Genomic DNA, 16,214 nt, shown 5'->3' on the forward strand with positions numbered 1-16,214 from the left:
GGCTCCTGAACTCCTGAACTCGTGCCCTCTGCACGGCCCGCACCCGGTGCACGGGACCCCCGGCAGCCCCCCGCGGAAAGGAATTCCCATGGCCCTGTCGCCGTCCGCCTACCCGGACACCTTCGCGCGCGACCACCTCCCGCCGCACCGGCTGTGGCCGGTGATCGAGTTCACCACGGACGACCTCCAGTACCCCGAACGCCTCAACGCCGCCGCCGGGATCATCGACGCGCCCACCGCCGCCCTCGGCCCCGACCGCCCCGCCCTGCGCACCCCGCAGGGCGAGGTGTGGACCTACGGCGAACTGCGGTGCCGCGCCGACCAGATCGCCCATGTGCTCACCGACGACCTCGGCCTGACCCCCGGCAACCGGGTGCTGCTGCGCTCCCCCAACACCCCCTGGACCGTCGCTGCCTGGCTCGGCGTGCTGAAGGCCGGCGGCATCGTCGTGACGACCATGGCGGCGCTGCGCGCCCGTGAGCTCACCCCGATCGTGGCGAAGACCCGGCCGGCCGTCGCCCTGGTCGACCACCGGTTCACCGAGGACGTCATGGCCGTCCGCGACACCACCGCGCCGGACCTCACGATCGTGGCGTACGGCGGGGACGCACCCGACGACCTGACCCGCAGGGCGGCGGCGAAACCGGCGGAGTTCACCGCGGTGGCCACGGCGGCCGACGACGTGGCCCTGTTCGGGCCCACGTCCGGCAGCACCGGCATACCGAAGATCACCACGCACTTCCACCGCGACATCCTGTCCATCGACAACACCTTCGGCCGGCACGTCCTGCGGCTGCGCCCGGACGACCTGGTCGCCTGCACCGCGCCGTTCGCCTTCACCTTCGGCCTCGGCATCCTCGTCGTCTGCGCCCTGCGGGCCGGCGCCTGCGCGCTGCTGACCGAGGCCGTGGCACCGGAGCCGCTGGCCGACCTCGTCGCCGGGGCCGGGGTCACCGTCCTCGCCACCGCGCCGACGGCGTACAAGCAGATCCTCAGGGCGGGCAAGGCCGGCCGGCTGCGCGGTCTGCGCACCGCGGTCAGCGCCGGGGAGCACATAGCCGACGAGGTGTGGGGACGGCTGTACACGGACACCGGGATCAAGGTCATCGACGGCATAGGGGCCACCGAGATGATCCACATCTTCATCTCCGCCGCGGGTGACGACATCCGCCCCGGGGCGACCGGACGGCCGGTCCCCGGCTACCGCGCCACCGTGCTCGGCCCCGACGGCGAGGAGGTCGGCCCCGGTGTCGAGGGGCGGCTGGCCGTGATCGGCCCGGTCGGCTGCCGCTACCTCGACGACCGGCGCCAGGAGGACTACGTGGTGAACGGCTGGAACGTCACGGGTGACACCTATGTCCGCGACGAGGACGGCTACTTCTACTACCGCACCCGTACCGACAACATGATCGTCTCCGCCGGCTACAACATCGGCGGCCCCGAGGTCGAGGCCGCGATCGACACCCACCCGGACGTCGTCGAGTGCGCGGTGGTCGCCAAGCCCGACCCCGAACGCGGCTCGGTCGTCTGCGCGTTCGTCGTGCTGCGCGAGGGGGTCACCGGTGACGACGCCAAGGCCAAGGACATCCAGGACCACGTCAAGTCCCAGCTGGCGCCGTACAAGTACCCGCGCGCGGTGCGCTTCACCGACGCCCTGCCCCGCAACACCAGCGGGAAGCTCCAGCACTACCTGCTGCGCCGCCTGATCGAGAAGGAGAGCCCGGCATGAGGATCGCGATCGTGGGCGGCGGGCCGGGCGGGCTCTACTTCGCCGCGCTGACCAAGCAGTTGGACCCCGCCCACGAGATCACCGTCTGGGAGCGCAACGCACCGGACGACACCTTCGGCTTCGGGGTGGTCTTCTCCGACGAGACCCTCGGCGGCATCGAGAACGCCGACACCGTCGTCCACGAGGCGATGGAGAGCCGGTTCGCCCGGTGGACCGACATCGACATCGAGTTCGACGGGCATCCGTTCACGGTCGGCGGCCAGGGCTTCGCGGCGATGTCCCGCAAGGACCTGCTGCACATCCTCCAGGAACGGGCCGCGCAGCTCGGCGTCACGGTGCGCTACCGGACCGCCGCCCCCGACGTGGACGAGCTGCGCCAGACCCACGACCTCGTCATCGCCGCGGACGGACTCAACTCGGCCGTACGGACCAAGTACGCCGACGCGTTCGGCCCGACGCTGGACCGGCGGACGAACAGGTACATGTGGCTGGGGACCGACCGGGTCTTCGAGGCCTTCCAGTTCTTCGTCAGGCAGACGGAGTTCGGGACCATGCAGATCCACGGGTACCCGTACTCCGACGGCGGCTCGACCTTCATCGTCGAGATGGCGGAGGACGTGTGGCGCCGGGCCGGTTTCGACGCGAGCGAGGGCGAGGAGTTCCCGCCCGGTGTCTCGGACGAGCGGTCGGTCGCGCGCGTCCGCGAGATCTTCGCCGCGGAACTGGACGGTCACGCGCTCCTCACCAACAACTCCAAGTGGCTGAACTTCACCACCGTCCGCAACCGGCGCTGGCACCACCACAACGTGGTGCTGCTCGGCGACGCCGCCCACACCGCGCACTTCTCGATCGGCTCCGGTACCAAGCTGGCGATGGAGGACGCCCTGGCGCTCGCCGCCTGTCTGCACGAACACCCCCGTGTGGACGAGGCGTTGACGGCGTACGAGACCGAGCGCCGGCCCGTGGTGGAGTCCACCCAGCGGGCCGCCCAGGCCTCCCTGGAGTGGTTCGAGAACATCGGCATGTACGCCGGTCAGGACCCCGCGCAGTTCTGCTTCAACCTGCTGACCCGCTCCCGCCGGATCACCTTCGACAACCTGCGGTCCCGCGATCCCGGCTTCGCCGAACTGGTGGAGCGCGGCTTCGCCGACGCACAGGGGCTGCCGGAGCCGGCCCCGGCGATGTTCCAGCCGCTCTCGGTCGGCGGCCTGGAGCTGAGGAACCGGATCGTGGTCTCCCCGATGGACATGTACTCGGCGGTGGACGGCCTGCCGGGCGATTTCCACCTGGTCCACCTGGGCTCCAAGGCGCTCGGCGGGGCGGGTCTCGTCATGACCGAGATGGTCTGCGTCTCGCCCGAGGCCCGGATCACCCCGGGCTGCACCGGCCTGTGGAACGACGTCCAGCGCGACGCGTGGGCCCAGGTCACCGCTTTCGTCCACGACCGCAGCACGGCACGGATCGGCCTCCAGCTCGGCCACGCCGGCCGCAAGGGCTCGACCAGGCTGATGTGGGAGGGCATCGACGAGCCGCTCGCCGAGGACAACTGGGAGGTCGTCGGCCCGTCCGCGGTCCCCTACGGCGCCGGCTGCCAGGTGCCGCGGGAGATGACCCGGCAGGACATGGACGCGGTCGTCGCCGACTTCGCGGCAGCGGCGCGCAGGGCCGCCGAGGCGGGCTTCGACCTGCTCGAAGTGCACGCGGCCCACGGCTATCTGCTCTCCTCCTTCCTCTCCCCGGTCGCCAACCACCGCACGGACGAGTACGGCGGCGACCTGGCGAACCGGCTGCGCCTCCCCCTGGAGGTCTTCGACGCGGTCCGCGCCGCCTTCCCGGCCGACCGCCCGGTCACGGTCCGGATCTCGGCGACCGACTGGGTCCCCGACGGCAACACCGAGCACGACGCGGTGGAGATCGCACGGGCCTTCGTCGCACACGGGGCGGCGGCCGTCGACGTCTCCTCCGGCCAGGTCACCAAGGACGAGAAGCCCGCGTTCGGACGCTCCTACCAGACGCCGTTCGCCGACCGGATCCGCCACGAGGTCGCCGCCCCGGCGGGGGTGGCCGTGATCGCGGTCGGTGCGATCTCGTCGTACGACGACGTCAACTCGATCCTGCTGGCCGGGCGTGCCGACCTGTGCGCGCTGGGCCGTACCCACCTCTACAACCCGCAGTGGACCCTCCAGGCGGCCGCCGAGCAGGAGTACCGGGGGTCCGGTGCCGCGTGGCCGGCTCAGTTCGCGGCCGGGCGCCGCAAGCCGCCGACGTCGCGGACGGACGCGGTCCGGCCGCGCCTGGCGCTGCTGCGCGAGACCCCGCAGGACACCGTTCACCTGCGGTGGACACCCGGCCGGACGACGGCCTGAGCCGCCCGTCCGGCGGGGGGCGCACCCGGGTGGACCGGCTCGGCACCGAGGCCGCGGGATCCGCCGTGACACCGGTGCGGCCGGCGCCCCGGGCGGGTTCGGGAGAGCCGGTCTGCGGATCGGCGCGCGGGCTCGGGACAATCGTGGCCATGACCGACCGAATGTCCGATGCCGAGAAGCGACTGACCCGGATCGAAGGGCTGCTGGAGAGCGGCGAGCGCGATGTGGTGCCCGCCTGGCGCAGGGCGACGCAGGGCGAGTCGCGGTGGGCGGTGACCGCCGTGATCCTGGTGGCGATCGCCCTCCAGCTGATGCTGCCGCACCGGCTCGCCTTCCAGCCGTACTGGGCCCTGCCGGTCCTGGAGGTGGTGCTGCTGGCCGGCCTGATCGCCGGCAACCCCCGGCGGGTCGAGCCCCGCACCCGGTGGCTGCGGGTGCTGGGACTGGTGCTGATGGGGGTGATCAGCCTGGCCAACGGCTGGTCGGCGGTCCGGCTGGTGGCGGGGCTGGTGAACGGCACCGAGGGTACGGACGCCGGGCCGCTGCTGCTGACCGGCGGTGGCATCTGGCTGACGAACGTCATCGTGTTCGCCCTCTGGTACTGGGAGTGGGACCGGGGCGGACCGATGGCGCGGGCCCTGGGCCGGCACCAGTTCGCGGACTTCCTCTTCGTGCAGATGCAGAGCCCGGAGACCGCTCCGCAGGACTGGGAGCCGGGCTTCCTCGACTACCTGTACCTGTCCTTCACCAACTCCACCGCCTTCAGCCCGACCGACGTGATGCCGCTGTCGCACTGGGCGAAGATGCTGATGACGGTGCAGTCCTCGGTCTCCCTGGTGACGGTGGTCCTGGTGGTGGCACGAGCCGTCAACATCCTGCACTGACGGCGGGGGTGTCCTAGGTTCGTCGCCATGAGCGAAGACTCCCCGCGCCTCGTCACCGTCGAGCGCACCGGCACCGGCCGTTTCACCGCCACGAACGCCCGTGGCGGCACGATCGACTTCGGTACCGGCGACGGCACGGCCTTCACCCCGGTCGAACTGCTGCTCGCCGCGATCGGAGGCTGTACGGCGGCCGATGTCGACGTCGCCACCGGCCGCCACGCGGAGCCGGTCGCCTTCACCGTCACCGTCAGCGGCAACAAGGTGAACGACGAGGGCGGCAACCGGCTGACGGACCTCACGGTGGCCTTCTCCGTCGCCTTCCCGCAGGGCACGGGCGGCGACCGGGCCCGCACCATCCTGCCCCGGGCGGTCGCCGTCTCCCACGACCGGCTGTGCACGGTCAGCCGCACGATCGAGGCCGGGACACCGGTCGCCGTGTCGGTCGAGGCCGGAACTGTCACCGGCTGATGGCCAAGGGGTTACCGTTCGATCCAACTCTCCTTCCAGTGAGTCCAGTTGACACCGGATGGCGCTAGCGTTCGAGGTGCGGCCCGCAGGGGAGGGCCGCACTGCGGTCTGCTGGGGGTGAGCGGGATGGGACGGAGACCGGTCCTGTCCGCGGCGGCGGTGGCACTGCTGCTCGCGGGCTGTACGCACAGTGGGCACGGCAACGACAGGGCCACACCGAAGGGCACGGCAAGCGCGAGTGCCTCCCCGTCCGCGTCGAGCCGGCCGTACACGCTGGCCGAGGCCGTCGCGCCGAAGACGCGGGCCGAGGCGGTGGCGTTCCTGCGCGGGCTCACCGTGCAGCCCGACTACTTCGGCACCGGGTACCGCAGACGGGACCCCTACGAACTGGGCCCGACCAGCTGGGCGGTGCTCGGCGCGGACTGCCTGTGGCGCCGGCAGGCGCTGCCGTCCACCGTGCTGGCCAGTCTGACCAGGTCGTTCGTCCGGCCGGGCAGTGGCGGCAGCGGCGCGGTGTACGTGTCCCTCACCGTCACCGTGCACACCTCGACACGCCAGGCGCGCCGGGACATGGCGTCCTCGCTGGAGGAGCCGCTGCGCTGTCCGCAGGAGCGGCTCAACGCGACCGACACCGTGCAGGACATGACCTCGCGCGGCGACCCGTTCGGCGAACTGCGCAACGCCACCACCGACGACGACCTCACCGAGTTCGGCCAGTACGTCGTCGCCGGTGACGCGAAGCCGCGCCGCTTCGACTGGTACAAGCACCGGCTCGGCCCGGTGACCGTGGCCGCGACCGTGCGGCACGCCGCCGGTGAGAGCGAGCAGGAGCAGTCGACCCTCACCCAGGACGCGCTGGCGGGCGTCGGCTATGTGACGGCGAACGTGGACCGCTACGGCCGCGACCGGGCCTCCGCCACCTCGTCCGCCACTCCGTCCGCCACTCCGTCCGCGGCGCCCTCCACCGTGCCGTCCGCCTCGCCGTCCACCGAGGTGAAGGGGGCGGGCGATGAGTGAGGCGCTGCGGCCGTCCGACCCGTCGGCGGTCGGGGGCTTCCGGCTGCTGCGGCGGCTGGGCGCCGGTGGCATGGGCGTGGTCTACCTCGGCCGGTCCGAGACCGGTGCGCTGGCCGCGGTGAAGGTGATCCGGGCCGAGGGCGCCGCCGACGACGGCTTCCGGGCCCGGTTCGCGCGGGAGGCGGAGCTGGCGGCCCGGGTCGACAGTCCCTGGGTGGTACCGGTGCTCGGTGCGGACGCCACGGCCCGCGAGCCGTGGCTGGCGACCGGGTTCGTGGCGGGTCCCGCGCTCGCGGAGGCGGTCACCGCGCACGGACCGCTGCCGCCGTCCGCCGTACGGGTGCTGGGCTCGCTGCTCGGCGAGGCGCTGGCCGGCGTGCACGCGGCGGGACTCGTCCACCGGGACGTGAAGCCGGGCAATGTGCTGCTCGCGGTCAACGGCCCGCGGCTGATCGACTTCGGCATCGCGCGGGCTGCCGACGACACCGCCCTGACCACCTCCGGCATGGTGGTCGGCACCCCGGGCTTCCTCGCCCCCGAGCAGGCGCGCGGCGAGGCGGCCACCGCGGCGAGCGACGTCTTCGCGCTGGGCTGTGTGCTGGCGTACGCGAGCACCGGCCGCCCGCCGTTCGGCACCGGCGCCACGGACGCCCTGCTCTACCGCACGGTGCACGACGAGCCCGACCTCGACGGGGTCACCGGCGCACTCCGCGAGACGCTGGACGCCTGCCTCGCCAAGGACCCCGCCGAGCGGCCGGGCGCCGGGGACCTGCGGCTGCGGCTCGCCGAGGACTTCCCGTTACGGCCGCCCGCCGGCGCGCCGGAGTCGCCGTCGGCCTGGCTGCCGGACCCGGTCGCCCGCATGGTGGCGGTGCGGTCGGCGGAGAGCCTCGCCCTGCCGGACATCGAGCCCACGGTGGTCGACGACCCCGGCACCGGGCAGCCGGCCCGCCCCTCCCGGCGGCGCCTGCTGCTGGCCGGGGGCGCGCTGCTGCTGGCGGGCGGCGGTACCGGGGCGGCGCTCTGGGCGGCGGGGCGCGACGACGGTTCGGGGAGGAGCACGGCGGCCCGGCCGTCGTACCTGCTCGGTGTGCAGGTGACGAGGAGCGGGGCGGCGGCGCCGCTGGCACGGGCCTGTGAACGGGCCGCGCGGCTGGCCGTCGCCCAGCACAACGCGACCGCGGGCCGCACCTTCGACCTGGGCGTACGCGTCGTGGACGACCACGGCACCGTCGGCGGCGCCACCGCGGCCGCCCATGAACTGGCCGCGGACAGTGCCGTCGTGGCGGTGCTCGGCCCGGTCACCGAGCTGACGCTGCGGGCGGCCTCGCGCGTCTACGCGTCGGCCAAGCTCACCCATGTCACCAGCACCACCGGGCAGAACGACTACTACGTCTGGTCGCCGACCGTCACCTTCCAGACCGGCGTGGGCCAGCAGGCGGCGGGCACCGCGATCGCCCTGCACGCGCTGGTGCACGGCCTGACCGCCCCGCTGGGCATCGTCATCGACCGTTCCGGGGGCACCGTCGAGCTCGACCAGGGCAGTGTCCTGGTCACCCAGTGGCGGGGGGCGCTGCACTCCCAGGTGGTCCCGAAGGTCGTCGCCGAGGACACCGACGACGCCCCGGCCGCCGTGGCCGCCGTCCTCTCCCGCGGGGTCCGCGACTTCGCGTACCTGGGTCCGCAGGAGGCGACGGTCCGGGCGGCCCGGCAGCTGTCCGCGGCCGGCTTCACCGGACCCCGCTGGATGTCCCATCTCCTGTACGGCTCCGACTTCCCGAAGCTCGCGGGCGCGGCGGGCGAGGGCTGGTTCGTGGTGACGCCCGCCGTCGACGCGAGCGTCCTGAGGACCAAGGCCGCCGAGCAGTTCACGGCGGCCTGGCGGAAGCGGTACGGCGGGATCCCGGACCCGAACGGCGCCGAGGCGTACGACAGCGTCCGGATGGTGCTGCGGGAGTTCACCCGGACCGTGCCGTCCGGCGGCGGCCGCCCCGACCGGCTCGCGCTCGCCCTGCGCCTCCACAAGGCCACCTATCAGGGCATCGCGCGCACCTACACCTTCAACCAGTACAACCAGTTCAACGCCGACGCGCGGACCATGGGCGGCGAGACCTTCGTCCACCAGGTGCACGACGGGCGGTTCCGGCAGGTCGGGCCGATCCTGGCCGGGCAGACGAAGGGGTAGCGGAGTTGGAGCGGCTCCAGTCCGTGGACCCCTCGTCCGTCGGCGGGCACCGGCTGGTGGGCCGGCTCGGGGCCGGCGGCATGGGCGTGGTGTACCTGGCACGGACGCCGCACGGCGCCTGGGTCGCGCTGAAGGTGATCCGCGAGGAGTACGCCGGGGACCCCGGCTTCCGGGCCCGGTTCCGCCGGGAGACGGAGCTGGCGGCCCGGCTCACCAGCCGCTGGACGGTACCCGTGCTCACGGCCGACGCGGACGCCCGCGCGCCCTGGCTGGCCACCGCCTATGTGCCCGGCCTGCCGCTGTCCGAGGCGCTCGCGCTGTCCGGCCCCTGGCCGCCCGCGCAGGTCCGGAGCCTGGGCGCCGCCCTCGCCGCGGCCCTGGACGACGTGCACCGGGCCGGTCTCGTCCACCGGGACGTGAAACCGGCGAACGTCCTGCTCGCCGCGGACGGACCCCGCCTGATCGACTTCGGCATCGCCCGCGCCGTGGGCGCCACGGCGCTCACCACGGACGGCTCGGTCATCGGCTCCCCCGGCTATCTCTCACCGGAGCAGGCCCGCGGCAGGACCGTGGGACCGCCCAGCGACGTCTTCTCCCTGGGGTGCGTCCTCGCCCATACGGCCACCGGACGGCCGCCGTTCGGCACCGGGGGCGCGGCCGCGGTCCTGTACCGGACGGTCCGCGAGGAACCGGATCTGACCGGCCTGCCCGCGGACCTCGCCCCGACGCTCCGCGCCTGCCTGGCCAAAGAGCCCGCCGACCGGCCCACGGTTCCCCGGCTGCGTTCCCTTTTCGGCGAGTTCACCGCCGAGTCCTGGCTGCCGGCGGGTCTGCCCGCGCTGGTCGCGGACCGGGCCGCACGGGTCCTCGACCTGCCGGTGCCGGAACCCACCGCCCTCTCCGCCGAGCCCTTCACCGACACCCCGCCCGGCCCGTCCCGGCGGTGGCTGCTGACCGCCTCGGCGGCGGCCGGCGTCGGCGCGGTGGGCGGCGGCACCGCCTGGTGGCGCTGGGCGCGGTCCGGGACTCCGGGGTCCGGCAAGGGCCCGCTGCCGACCCGTACGATCGCGCTGCTCGGCGACCTGTCCACCGCCGTCGTCCAGGCCCAGGTACGCGGGGCCCGGCTGGCGGTCGACGAGCACAACGCCCGCTCCGACCGGACCTTCGACCTCGCTCTGCGCACGGCCGACGACCGGGGCACCGCGGCCGGTTCCGCCGCCGCGGCCGCCCGGCTCGTCGCCTCCCGCGAGGTCTACGCGGTGATCGGCGCCGGCACCAACACGGCCGTGCCGGCCGCCGTGCCGGTGTGCACCGAGGCCGGGGTGTGCCTGCTGATCGTCCGCGCGGACACCGACGCACTCGACGTCACGAACGCCACCAGCTGCCTGATCCTGCGCTCCACCCGCACCGCGGGCCCCGGCTCCGTCGTGAAGTACCTCAACCGGGTGGCACGACCGGCCCGGACCGTCGTCGTGCACGACCTCACGGACGCCGACGAGGGCGAGCCGGCCGTCCGGATCGTCACCGTGTACGGAAAGCTGGAGGTGGGCACCGTCGAGGTGACCGAGGTCGCCGAGGGGGCCGGCTTCTCCGGCGTGGCCCACGGCCTGGCCGCCCATCCGGACACGGCCGTCCTCTTCGCGGGCGGTATCCCGGCCCGCGCCGCCGCCTGCGCCGAGGCCCTGACCGCCGGCGGGCACCGCGGCTTTCGCGGCGGCGACGAACACATCCTCGGCACGCCGTTCCTGACGGCGGGCGCGGGCTGGTGGATCAGCACGGGGTACTGCGACCCGGCCGCCGACCCGAGGACCCGGACGTTCGCCGCCGCCTACCGCACCCGCTACCGCACGGCCGCGCCTGCGTGGGCGGCCGAGGCGTACGACGCCGTCGACTACGCCGCCCACGGCCTCGCCGCGCCCGGCGGCGACGAACGCGAGTCACTGCGCGCGGAGTTGCTGCGCAGACCCTGGCAGGGCATCACCCGCCGGTTCAGCTACGAGAGCCAGACCCAGTACCTGGAGACCGACCAGGACGGGGGCTGGTTCCTCTACCGCGTCGAGGACGGCCGGGCCCGGTTCGTGGCCCGGCACGACGACATCGGGAAGAAGACGACGTCGTAGGACGGCCCGGTGGGGGCGCCGAAGACCGCGGTCGCCGCCGCCCGGACGCTCGTCGATGACGTGGACCAGGGCGTGTTCCTGCTCCTCACCCCGCTGGGCGACCACCACGGCACCCTGCCGGGAGTCACGGTGAGGATGCTGCCGGACCGTACCGGCAGCCCGGTGGACCACGGTGTCACCCGTTTCGACCGAGTCCGGCTGCCGCGCACCGCCCTGCTCCAGGGCCCGCACGGACGGCTGCCGTCCGCTTCGACGTACCGGAGGAGCGTCTCTCCGCACCGCCGATGCCCGCGGCCATCCGGTCCCCCGGCCTCGCCACCGGTCTCGCCCACCGCTGTGCGCCGTCACCGACGTCCTGACCCGCAACACCTAGAGGTCGTCCGATGCGCCCAGGCCGGTCAGCGCGCCCACCGGGTCCAGGTCGGGGGTGCCTCTGGGCCACCAGTCGTCGTGGCCCGGCTCCGACTCGTAGGCGTACCACAGGCCGTCGCGGCCGAAGCGGAGCTGGAGCCGGCCGCCGGGGTGGGTGAGGTGGTTGCGCCACGGCCGGAAGGCCGGGAGGTCGGCGGCGAGCAGCAGCGGCCGGGCCCGGTCGAAGCGGCCGGCCGGCGGGTCCCAGGGCTCCTCCAGCACGGCCAGCCCCGCCAGGCCGCCCTGGCGCCAGGCGGCGACCGCGCGCGCCAGGTCGCCCGGCGTACGGTCCACGGCGTCCGCGAGCGCGGCGTAGAGGGCACGGGTGGACGCGGTCAGGCCGGAACCCGGGCGGGCCGCGGCGAGCCGCACCGCGTCCTGCCACAGGGTCAGGTCGCCGACCGGGTCGCGTCCGGTGGTGAGCAGGGCGTGGGCGCGGGCCGCCGCGTCGGTGGCCAGCTGGTCCAGCGCGAACGGGTCCGGGCCGCCGGGCACCCCCGGATAGACCGGGGGCTGTTCCGGGTGCGCCGGGGCCGGTGACGGGGGCGGCAGCGGCGGAAGCCGGCGCGGCACCAGAGCCTCGGTGGCCCGGACGCCCGGCAGCGAGGCCGGCCGCCGCTCCCGGGCCGCGCGGGCGGCGCTGCGCCGGGACAGCGCGTCGAGCACCTCGCGCTCCCCGCGGCCGCGCAGCAGGAGCAGCACGAACGGGTCGGCGTCCAGCAGCCGCGCGGTCTGGTAGCAGAGGGCGGCCGCATGCTTGCAGGGGTGGCCGAAGTCCGGGCAGCTGCACCGGGGTTCGAGCTCGCCGGGCCCCGGCAGCAACGGCACCCCACTGTCGGCGAGGGTCTGCGGCAGCTCCTTGTCGAGCAGCGCGGCGATGTCGGCGGGCCGGTCGGCGGCGGCCTCCAGCAGCCGCTCCCACTCGTCCTCGCCGAAGGTCCGCAGGCTCAGCTGCACGCGGTACGGCCGGGGCCGGCTCCCCTGCACATACGCGAGGACCAGCCCCGGGGTCACGGTGATGGCGTCCACGTGCCCGCGCTCGGCGTAACCCCGCCCCCGCGCCAGCCGCTTGACGTCCAGCGCGCCCTCCTCCAGCGCCCGCACCCAGGCATTGCCCCACCAGGTCTCCGCGAAGCCGGAACCGGCTGCGGAGGCACCGGAGGAGAGGGAAGGGAAGGTGCGGCGGAGTTCGGTGTCGCGGTGCGGGGTGGCCATGGTGGGGGGCAGGCGGGGAACGGTCGAGGTGCCCGGGGCGGCGGGGCCGGGAGCGGGGGTGCTCGGCTCCGGGTGGTGCGGGGCCTCGGCGGGAGCGGGCACCTCGGCCGGCGCGGGGCGCCGTGCGGGAGCGGCGGGCGCGTCCTCGGCCGGTTCGGGAAGCGCGGCGGCAGAGGCGTGCGGCGAAGCCGCGTCGGTGGCCCGGGAGAGCCGCCATGCCGGGGGCCGCGCGCCCTCGGGGCGCTCCGCCGGAGCTTCCCGGCCCGCCCGCACGCCGGCCTGCACGGGCTCAGCCGGTTCAGCCGGGTCAGTCGGGTCAGCCAGGTCAATCGGGTCAGCCGGGTCAGCCGGGTCGGTCTCGTCCTTCGGCATCAGGAACGCCGTCGCCAGGTACTGCTTCAGGTCGCGGGCGGTGCGGCCGCGAGCCGCGGGCGCCGGAGCCGGTGACGGCGAGGGCGAGGGCGATCGCCGTACCGGGCGGGGCTGGGAGGTCTGCGGGGCGTCCGCCGCAGCGGCCTCCTCGGCCCGCCGCGCCTCCGCGCGGGCCGCCCGCAGCGCCGCCCGCGCGACGTCTCCGGGACGACCGGACGGCGGGACGGCCGTGACGGCGGCAAAGGCGCCGGGGCCGGGGCCGGCCTGCCCGTTACCGCCGCCTTCGCCGTCACCGTCGGCGGCAGCACCGGCGCCGGGCTCGGATTCGGGCTCGGGCTCGGGCTCGGTATGCCGCTGCTCGGCCCCCTTCGCGGCGGCGGCCACCCGCAGCGCCAGACGTGCGGCGTCCCCCGGCCTGGGCGCCCGCTCCGCGCGCTCCCCCGCTGCCTCGGCCGCCGCCTCGACCGCCGCCCCCGGCGGGACGGTCCCGTCGCCCCCGGTCTCCGCCCCGTGCCCGCGCGCCGCCCGCAGCGCGCGCCGGGCCGCGTCCCCGGGACGCTGCTCGGCCCCGTCGCTCATGACGTCCTCCGCAGCGACACCAGGTCGGACAGCTCGCGGTCCGTCAGTTCGGTCAGGGCGGACTCGCCGGAGCCCAGGATCGCGTCGGCGAGGGCCCGCTTGGCCTCCAGCATCTCGGCGATGCGGTCCTCGACGGTGCCCTCGGTGACCAGGCGGTGCACCTGGACCGGCTGGGTCTGGCCGATGCGGTACGCGCGGTCGGTGGCCTGTTCCTCCACTGCCGGGTTCCACCAGCGGTCGAAGTGGACGACATGGCCGGCGCGGGTGAGGTTGAGGCCGGTGCCCGCGGCCTTCAGGGACAGCACGAGGACCGGGGTCGCACCGGCCTGGAAGCGGTCGACCATGCGCTCCCGCTCCGGCACCGGGGTGCCGCCGTGCAGCAGGTCGACCGGGACCGCGCGGGCCTGGAGGTGCGCGGTGATCATGCGGGCCATGCCGACGTACTGCGTGAAGACGAGGACCGAGCCGTCCTCGGCCAGCACGGTGTCCAACAGCTCGTCGAGCAGGGTGAGTTTGCCGGAGCGGGCGGCCAGTCCCTCGATGCGGGACTCCTCCTTCAGGTACAGCCCGGGGTGGTCGCAGATCTGCTTGAGGGCGCCGAGGAGCTTGAGCACCAGGCCGCGGCGCGCGATGCCGTCCGCCGTCTCGATGGCGAGCAGCGACTCACGGACCACCGCCTCGTAGAGCGCGGCCTGTTCGCGGGTGAGCGGGACGGGGTGGTCGGTCTCCGTCTTGGGCGGGAGTTCGGGGACGATCCCGGGGTCGGACTTCTTGCGGCGCAGCAGGAACGGCCGGACCAGGCGGGCCAGCCGGGTCACCGCCTCCGCGTCCTCCCCGTTCTCCACGGCGCGGGCGTGCCGGGCGCGGAAGGACTTGAGCGGGCCGAGGAGTCCCGGGGTGGTCCAGTCGAGGAGGGCCCAGAGTTCGGAGAGGTTGTTCTCCACGGGGGTGCCGGTGAGGGCCACGCGCGCGGGGGTCGGGATGGTGCGCAGCGCCTTGGCGGTGGCCGAGTAGGGGTTCTTGACGTGCTGTGCCTCGTCCGCGACGACCATGCTCCAGGGCTGTTCGGCGAGCGTGGCCACGGTGGCGCGCATGGTGCCGTACGTGGTGAGGACGAAGCCGCCGGCGAGGCCCTCCAGGGTGCGGTCGGGGCCGTGGAAGCGGCGGACCGGGACGCCGGGCGCGAACCGGGCGATCTCCCGCTGCCAGTTGCCGAGCAGCGAGGCCGGGCAGACCACCAGGGTCGGCTCGGTGCGGGCCCGCTTCAGGTGCAGGGCGATGACGGTGATCGTCTTGCCGAGGCCCATGTCGTCGGCGAGACAGCCGCCGAGGCCGAGGGAGGTCATCAGGTCGAGCCAGGCCAGACCGCGGAGCTGGTAGTCGCGCAGGGTGGCGTGCAGACCGGCGGGCGGCTCGGCCGGACGGAGGCCGGCCGTGAGGCGGTCGCGCAGGGTCGCGAGGAGGCCGACGGGGACCGCCTCGACCCGCTCGCCGTCCACCTCGGCCTCACCGGTGAGCGCCACGGAGAGCGCGTCGACGGGGTCGAGCAGGCCCAGTTCGCGTCTGCGGGCCTTGCGGACGAGGGCGGGGTCGACGAGCACCCAGCGGTCCCGCAGCCGTACGACAGGGCGGTGGGCCTCGGCGAGGGCGTCCATCTCGGCGTCGCTGAGCGGATCGCCGCCGAGCGCCAGCTGCCAGCGGAACTGGAGCAGTTCCTCGCTCTCGAAGAAGCCGGTGCCGTCGGTGGCCGAGCCGGGTGCGGTGCGGACCACGGCCGCGGCGGTCAGGTCCTGGGCCAGGTCCCGGGGCCAGTGCACGGCGACGCCGGCCGCGGCGAGTCTGGTCGCCGCCACGCCGAGCAGCTGTCCCAGTTCCTCCTCGGAGAGCGCGAGCACGTCCGGCACGTCCTGCTCCGCCAGGCGGTCCAGCGGCGGCCACACCCGCGCGGCCCGGCGCACGGCCAGTGCCGCGTCCACCCGCGCGCGGGGGCCGAAGGCGGCGTCGGAGGTGCCCGCCCACAGCGCCGCCGCGTCGGTCAGCAGGGTCGGGTCGGCCAGGCTGTGCACCTGGACGATCGCCGCTCCCGCGCGGCGCGCGCCCTCGGCGTCGTCGAACAGGTCGTACGCCGACAGGTCCAGGCGCAGCGAGATCCGCACGCCCGCGTCCATGCCGGCGGCGACCTCCGCGGCCCACTCGTGGGCGTCGGGCAGCCGCTGGGGTTCGCGGGCGGCGAAGGGCCGGCCCGAGGTGTACGGGGCGGCCGGGGTGCGGGGCAGGGTGTCGGCGACCGCGTCCAGGAAGGAGCGGATCAGTGCCTCCGGCCGGGGCAGCAGGAGCGGGCCGGGGCCGGGCAGCGGGACGGCGTGGCCCTCGGCGGGCAGGGCGGCGGCGACCGCGCGCAGGTGGGCGATGTCGGCGGGCTCCAGGGGGCCGGCCCGCCAGGCGTCGTGGCCGGCCGGGGTGAGGCCGGGCAGCAGCCGGCCGCGGGCGGCGAGCCGCAGCGCGTGCAGGGCGGCGGCGCCCCAGCAGGCGGTGGCGGGATGGGCGGCCGGGTCGCGGCGGGCCCGGACGAGCAGCGGAAGGGCGTCGGCGAGCGGCAGGGTGAGCGCGGGCACCTGCCGGCGGCGGACACCGGTGGTGCCGTGCCGTCGTACGACCGTCAGCTCCTCGGTCGCGGCGGCGGGCAGCGGGTCCCCGTCGGGGTCCCAGAAGGCGATCCGGCCCTGGCGCGGGAGGTCGGCGGGCAGATAGACCGCCGCGAGGCGCACCGGTACGCCCGGGTCGGCCTCGGCCGTCGTGCCGCTCATACGTTCTGCCACCTCCCGCCCAGCTGTCGGATCAGACGTCTTCGACTGTACGGGCGGGGTC

At 75.0% G+C, this 16,214-nt stretch carries 9 protein-coding genes; 7 read left to right on the plus strand and 2 right to left on the minus strand.

Features of this window, described 5'->3' with window-relative positions:
- The first annotated feature begins 88 nt into the window (after positions 1 to 88).
- The 7 genes from IEZ11_RS45075 to IEZ11_RS45105 all read left to right on the plus strand — a co-directional run bounded on the left by IEZ11_RS45075 (position 89) and on the right by IEZ11_RS45105 (position 10,769).
- On the plus strand, positions 89 to 1,729 hold the full coding sequence (locus tag IEZ11_RS45075) for an AMP-binding protein (protein ID WP_189268875.1): 1,641 nt from the start codon (positions 89 to 91) through the stop codon (positions 1,727 to 1,729).
- The gene (locus IEZ11_RS45080) at positions 1,726 to 4,095 is read left to right on the plus strand and encodes a bifunctional salicylyl-CoA 5-hydroxylase/oxidoreductase (protein WP_189268876.1); all 2,370 of its coding nucleotides are present in this window, start codon (positions 1,726 to 1,728) and stop codon (positions 4,093 to 4,095) included. The genes IEZ11_RS45075 and IEZ11_RS45080 overlap by 4 nt, the downstream gene beginning before the upstream one ends.
- Before the next feature lie 149 nt (positions 4,096 to 4,244).
- The gene (locus IEZ11_RS45085) at positions 4,245 to 4,979 is read left to right on the plus strand and encodes a hypothetical protein (RefSeq protein WP_189268877.1); all 735 of its coding nucleotides are present in this window, start codon (positions 4,245 to 4,247) and stop codon (positions 4,977 to 4,979) included.
- 27 nt (positions 4,980 to 5,006) lie between these two features.
- Entirely contained in the window at positions 5,007 to 5,447 is a 441-nt protein-coding gene (locus tag IEZ11_RS45090; RefSeq protein WP_189268878.1) for an OsmC family protein, read from the plus strand.
- Between the two features lie 126 nt (positions 5,448 to 5,573).
- Positions 5,574 to 6,464: a hypothetical protein gene (locus tag IEZ11_RS45095; RefSeq protein ID WP_189268879.1), complete on the plus strand. Its 891-nt coding sequence runs from the start codon at positions 5,574 to 5,576 to the stop codon at positions 6,462 to 6,464.
- Positions 6,457 to 8,649, plus strand: a complete 2,193-nt coding sequence (locus IEZ11_RS45100) for a bifunctional serine/threonine-protein kinase/ABC transporter substrate-binding protein (RefSeq protein ID WP_189268880.1) — start codon at positions 6,457 to 6,459, stop codon at positions 8,647 to 8,649. Before IEZ11_RS45095 ends, IEZ11_RS45100 begins: the two co-directional genes overlap by 8 nt.
- Positions 8,650 to 8,654: 5 nt before the next feature.
- Positions 8,655 to 10,769 carry a bifunctional serine/threonine-protein kinase/ABC transporter substrate-binding protein gene (locus tag IEZ11_RS45105; RefSeq protein ID WP_189268881.1) on the plus strand — a complete coding sequence of 705 codons (2,115 nt, stop codon included), beginning with the start codon at positions 8,655 to 8,657 and terminating at the stop codon, positions 10,767 to 10,769.
- Between the two features lie 369 nt (positions 10,770 to 11,138).
- Here IEZ11_RS45105 and IEZ11_RS45110 read toward each other — a convergent pair whose 3' ends face one another.
- Both IEZ11_RS45110 and IEZ11_RS45115 read right to left on the minus strand, forming a co-directional pair.
- On the minus strand, positions 11,139 to 13,346 hold the full coding sequence (locus IEZ11_RS45110; protein WP_189268882.1) for an SWIM zinc finger family protein: 2,208 nt from the start codon (positions 13,344 to 13,346) through the stop codon (positions 11,139 to 11,141).
- The gene (locus tag IEZ11_RS45115) at positions 13,343 to 16,153 is read right to left on the minus strand and encodes an SCO1167/SCO6262 family helicase (RefSeq protein ID WP_189268883.1); all 2,811 of its coding nucleotides are present in this window, start codon (positions 16,151 to 16,153) and stop codon (positions 13,343 to 13,345) included. Before IEZ11_RS45115 ends, IEZ11_RS45110 begins: the two co-directional genes overlap by 4 nt.
- Positions 16,154 to 16,214: the final 61 nt, after the last annotated feature.

Source organism: Streptomyces fuscichromogenes, assembly GCF_014645815.1.
Classification (GTDB): Bacteria; Actinomycetota; Actinomycetes; order Streptomycetales; family Streptomycetaceae; genus Streptomyces; species Streptomyces fuscichromogenes.

Bases quoted from the DNA above. Each gene is read 5' to 3' on its own strand.
- IEZ11_RS45075 (WP_189268875.1), top strand. From the start codon at position 89: ATGGCCCTGTCGCCGTCCGCCTACCCGGACACCTTCGCGCGCGACCAC.
- IEZ11_RS45080 (WP_189268876.1), top strand. From the start codon at position 1,726: ATGAGGATCGCGATCGTGGGCGGCGGGCCGGGCGGGCTCTACTTCGCC.
- IEZ11_RS45085 (WP_189268877.1), top strand. From the start codon at position 4,245: ATGACCGACCGAATGTCCGATGCCGAGAAGCGACTGACCCGGATCGAA.
- IEZ11_RS45090 (WP_189268878.1), top strand. From the start codon at position 5,007: ATGAGCGAAGACTCCCCGCGCCTCGTCACCGTCGAGCGCACCGGCACC.
- IEZ11_RS45095 (WP_189268879.1), top strand. From the start codon at position 5,574: ATGGGACGGAGACCGGTCCTGTCCGCGGCGGCGGTGGCACTGCTGCTC.
- IEZ11_RS45100 (WP_189268880.1), top strand. From the start codon at position 6,457: ATGAGTGAGGCGCTGCGGCCGTCCGACCCGTCGGCGGTCGGGGGCTTC.
- IEZ11_RS45110 (WP_189268882.1), bottom strand. From the start codon at position 13,346: ATGAGCGACGGGGCCGAGCAGCGTCCCGGGGACGCGGCCCGGCGCGCG.
- IEZ11_RS45115 (WP_189268883.1), bottom strand. From the start codon at position 16,153: ATGAGCGGCACGACGGCCGAGGCCGACCCGGGCGTACCGGTGCGCCTC.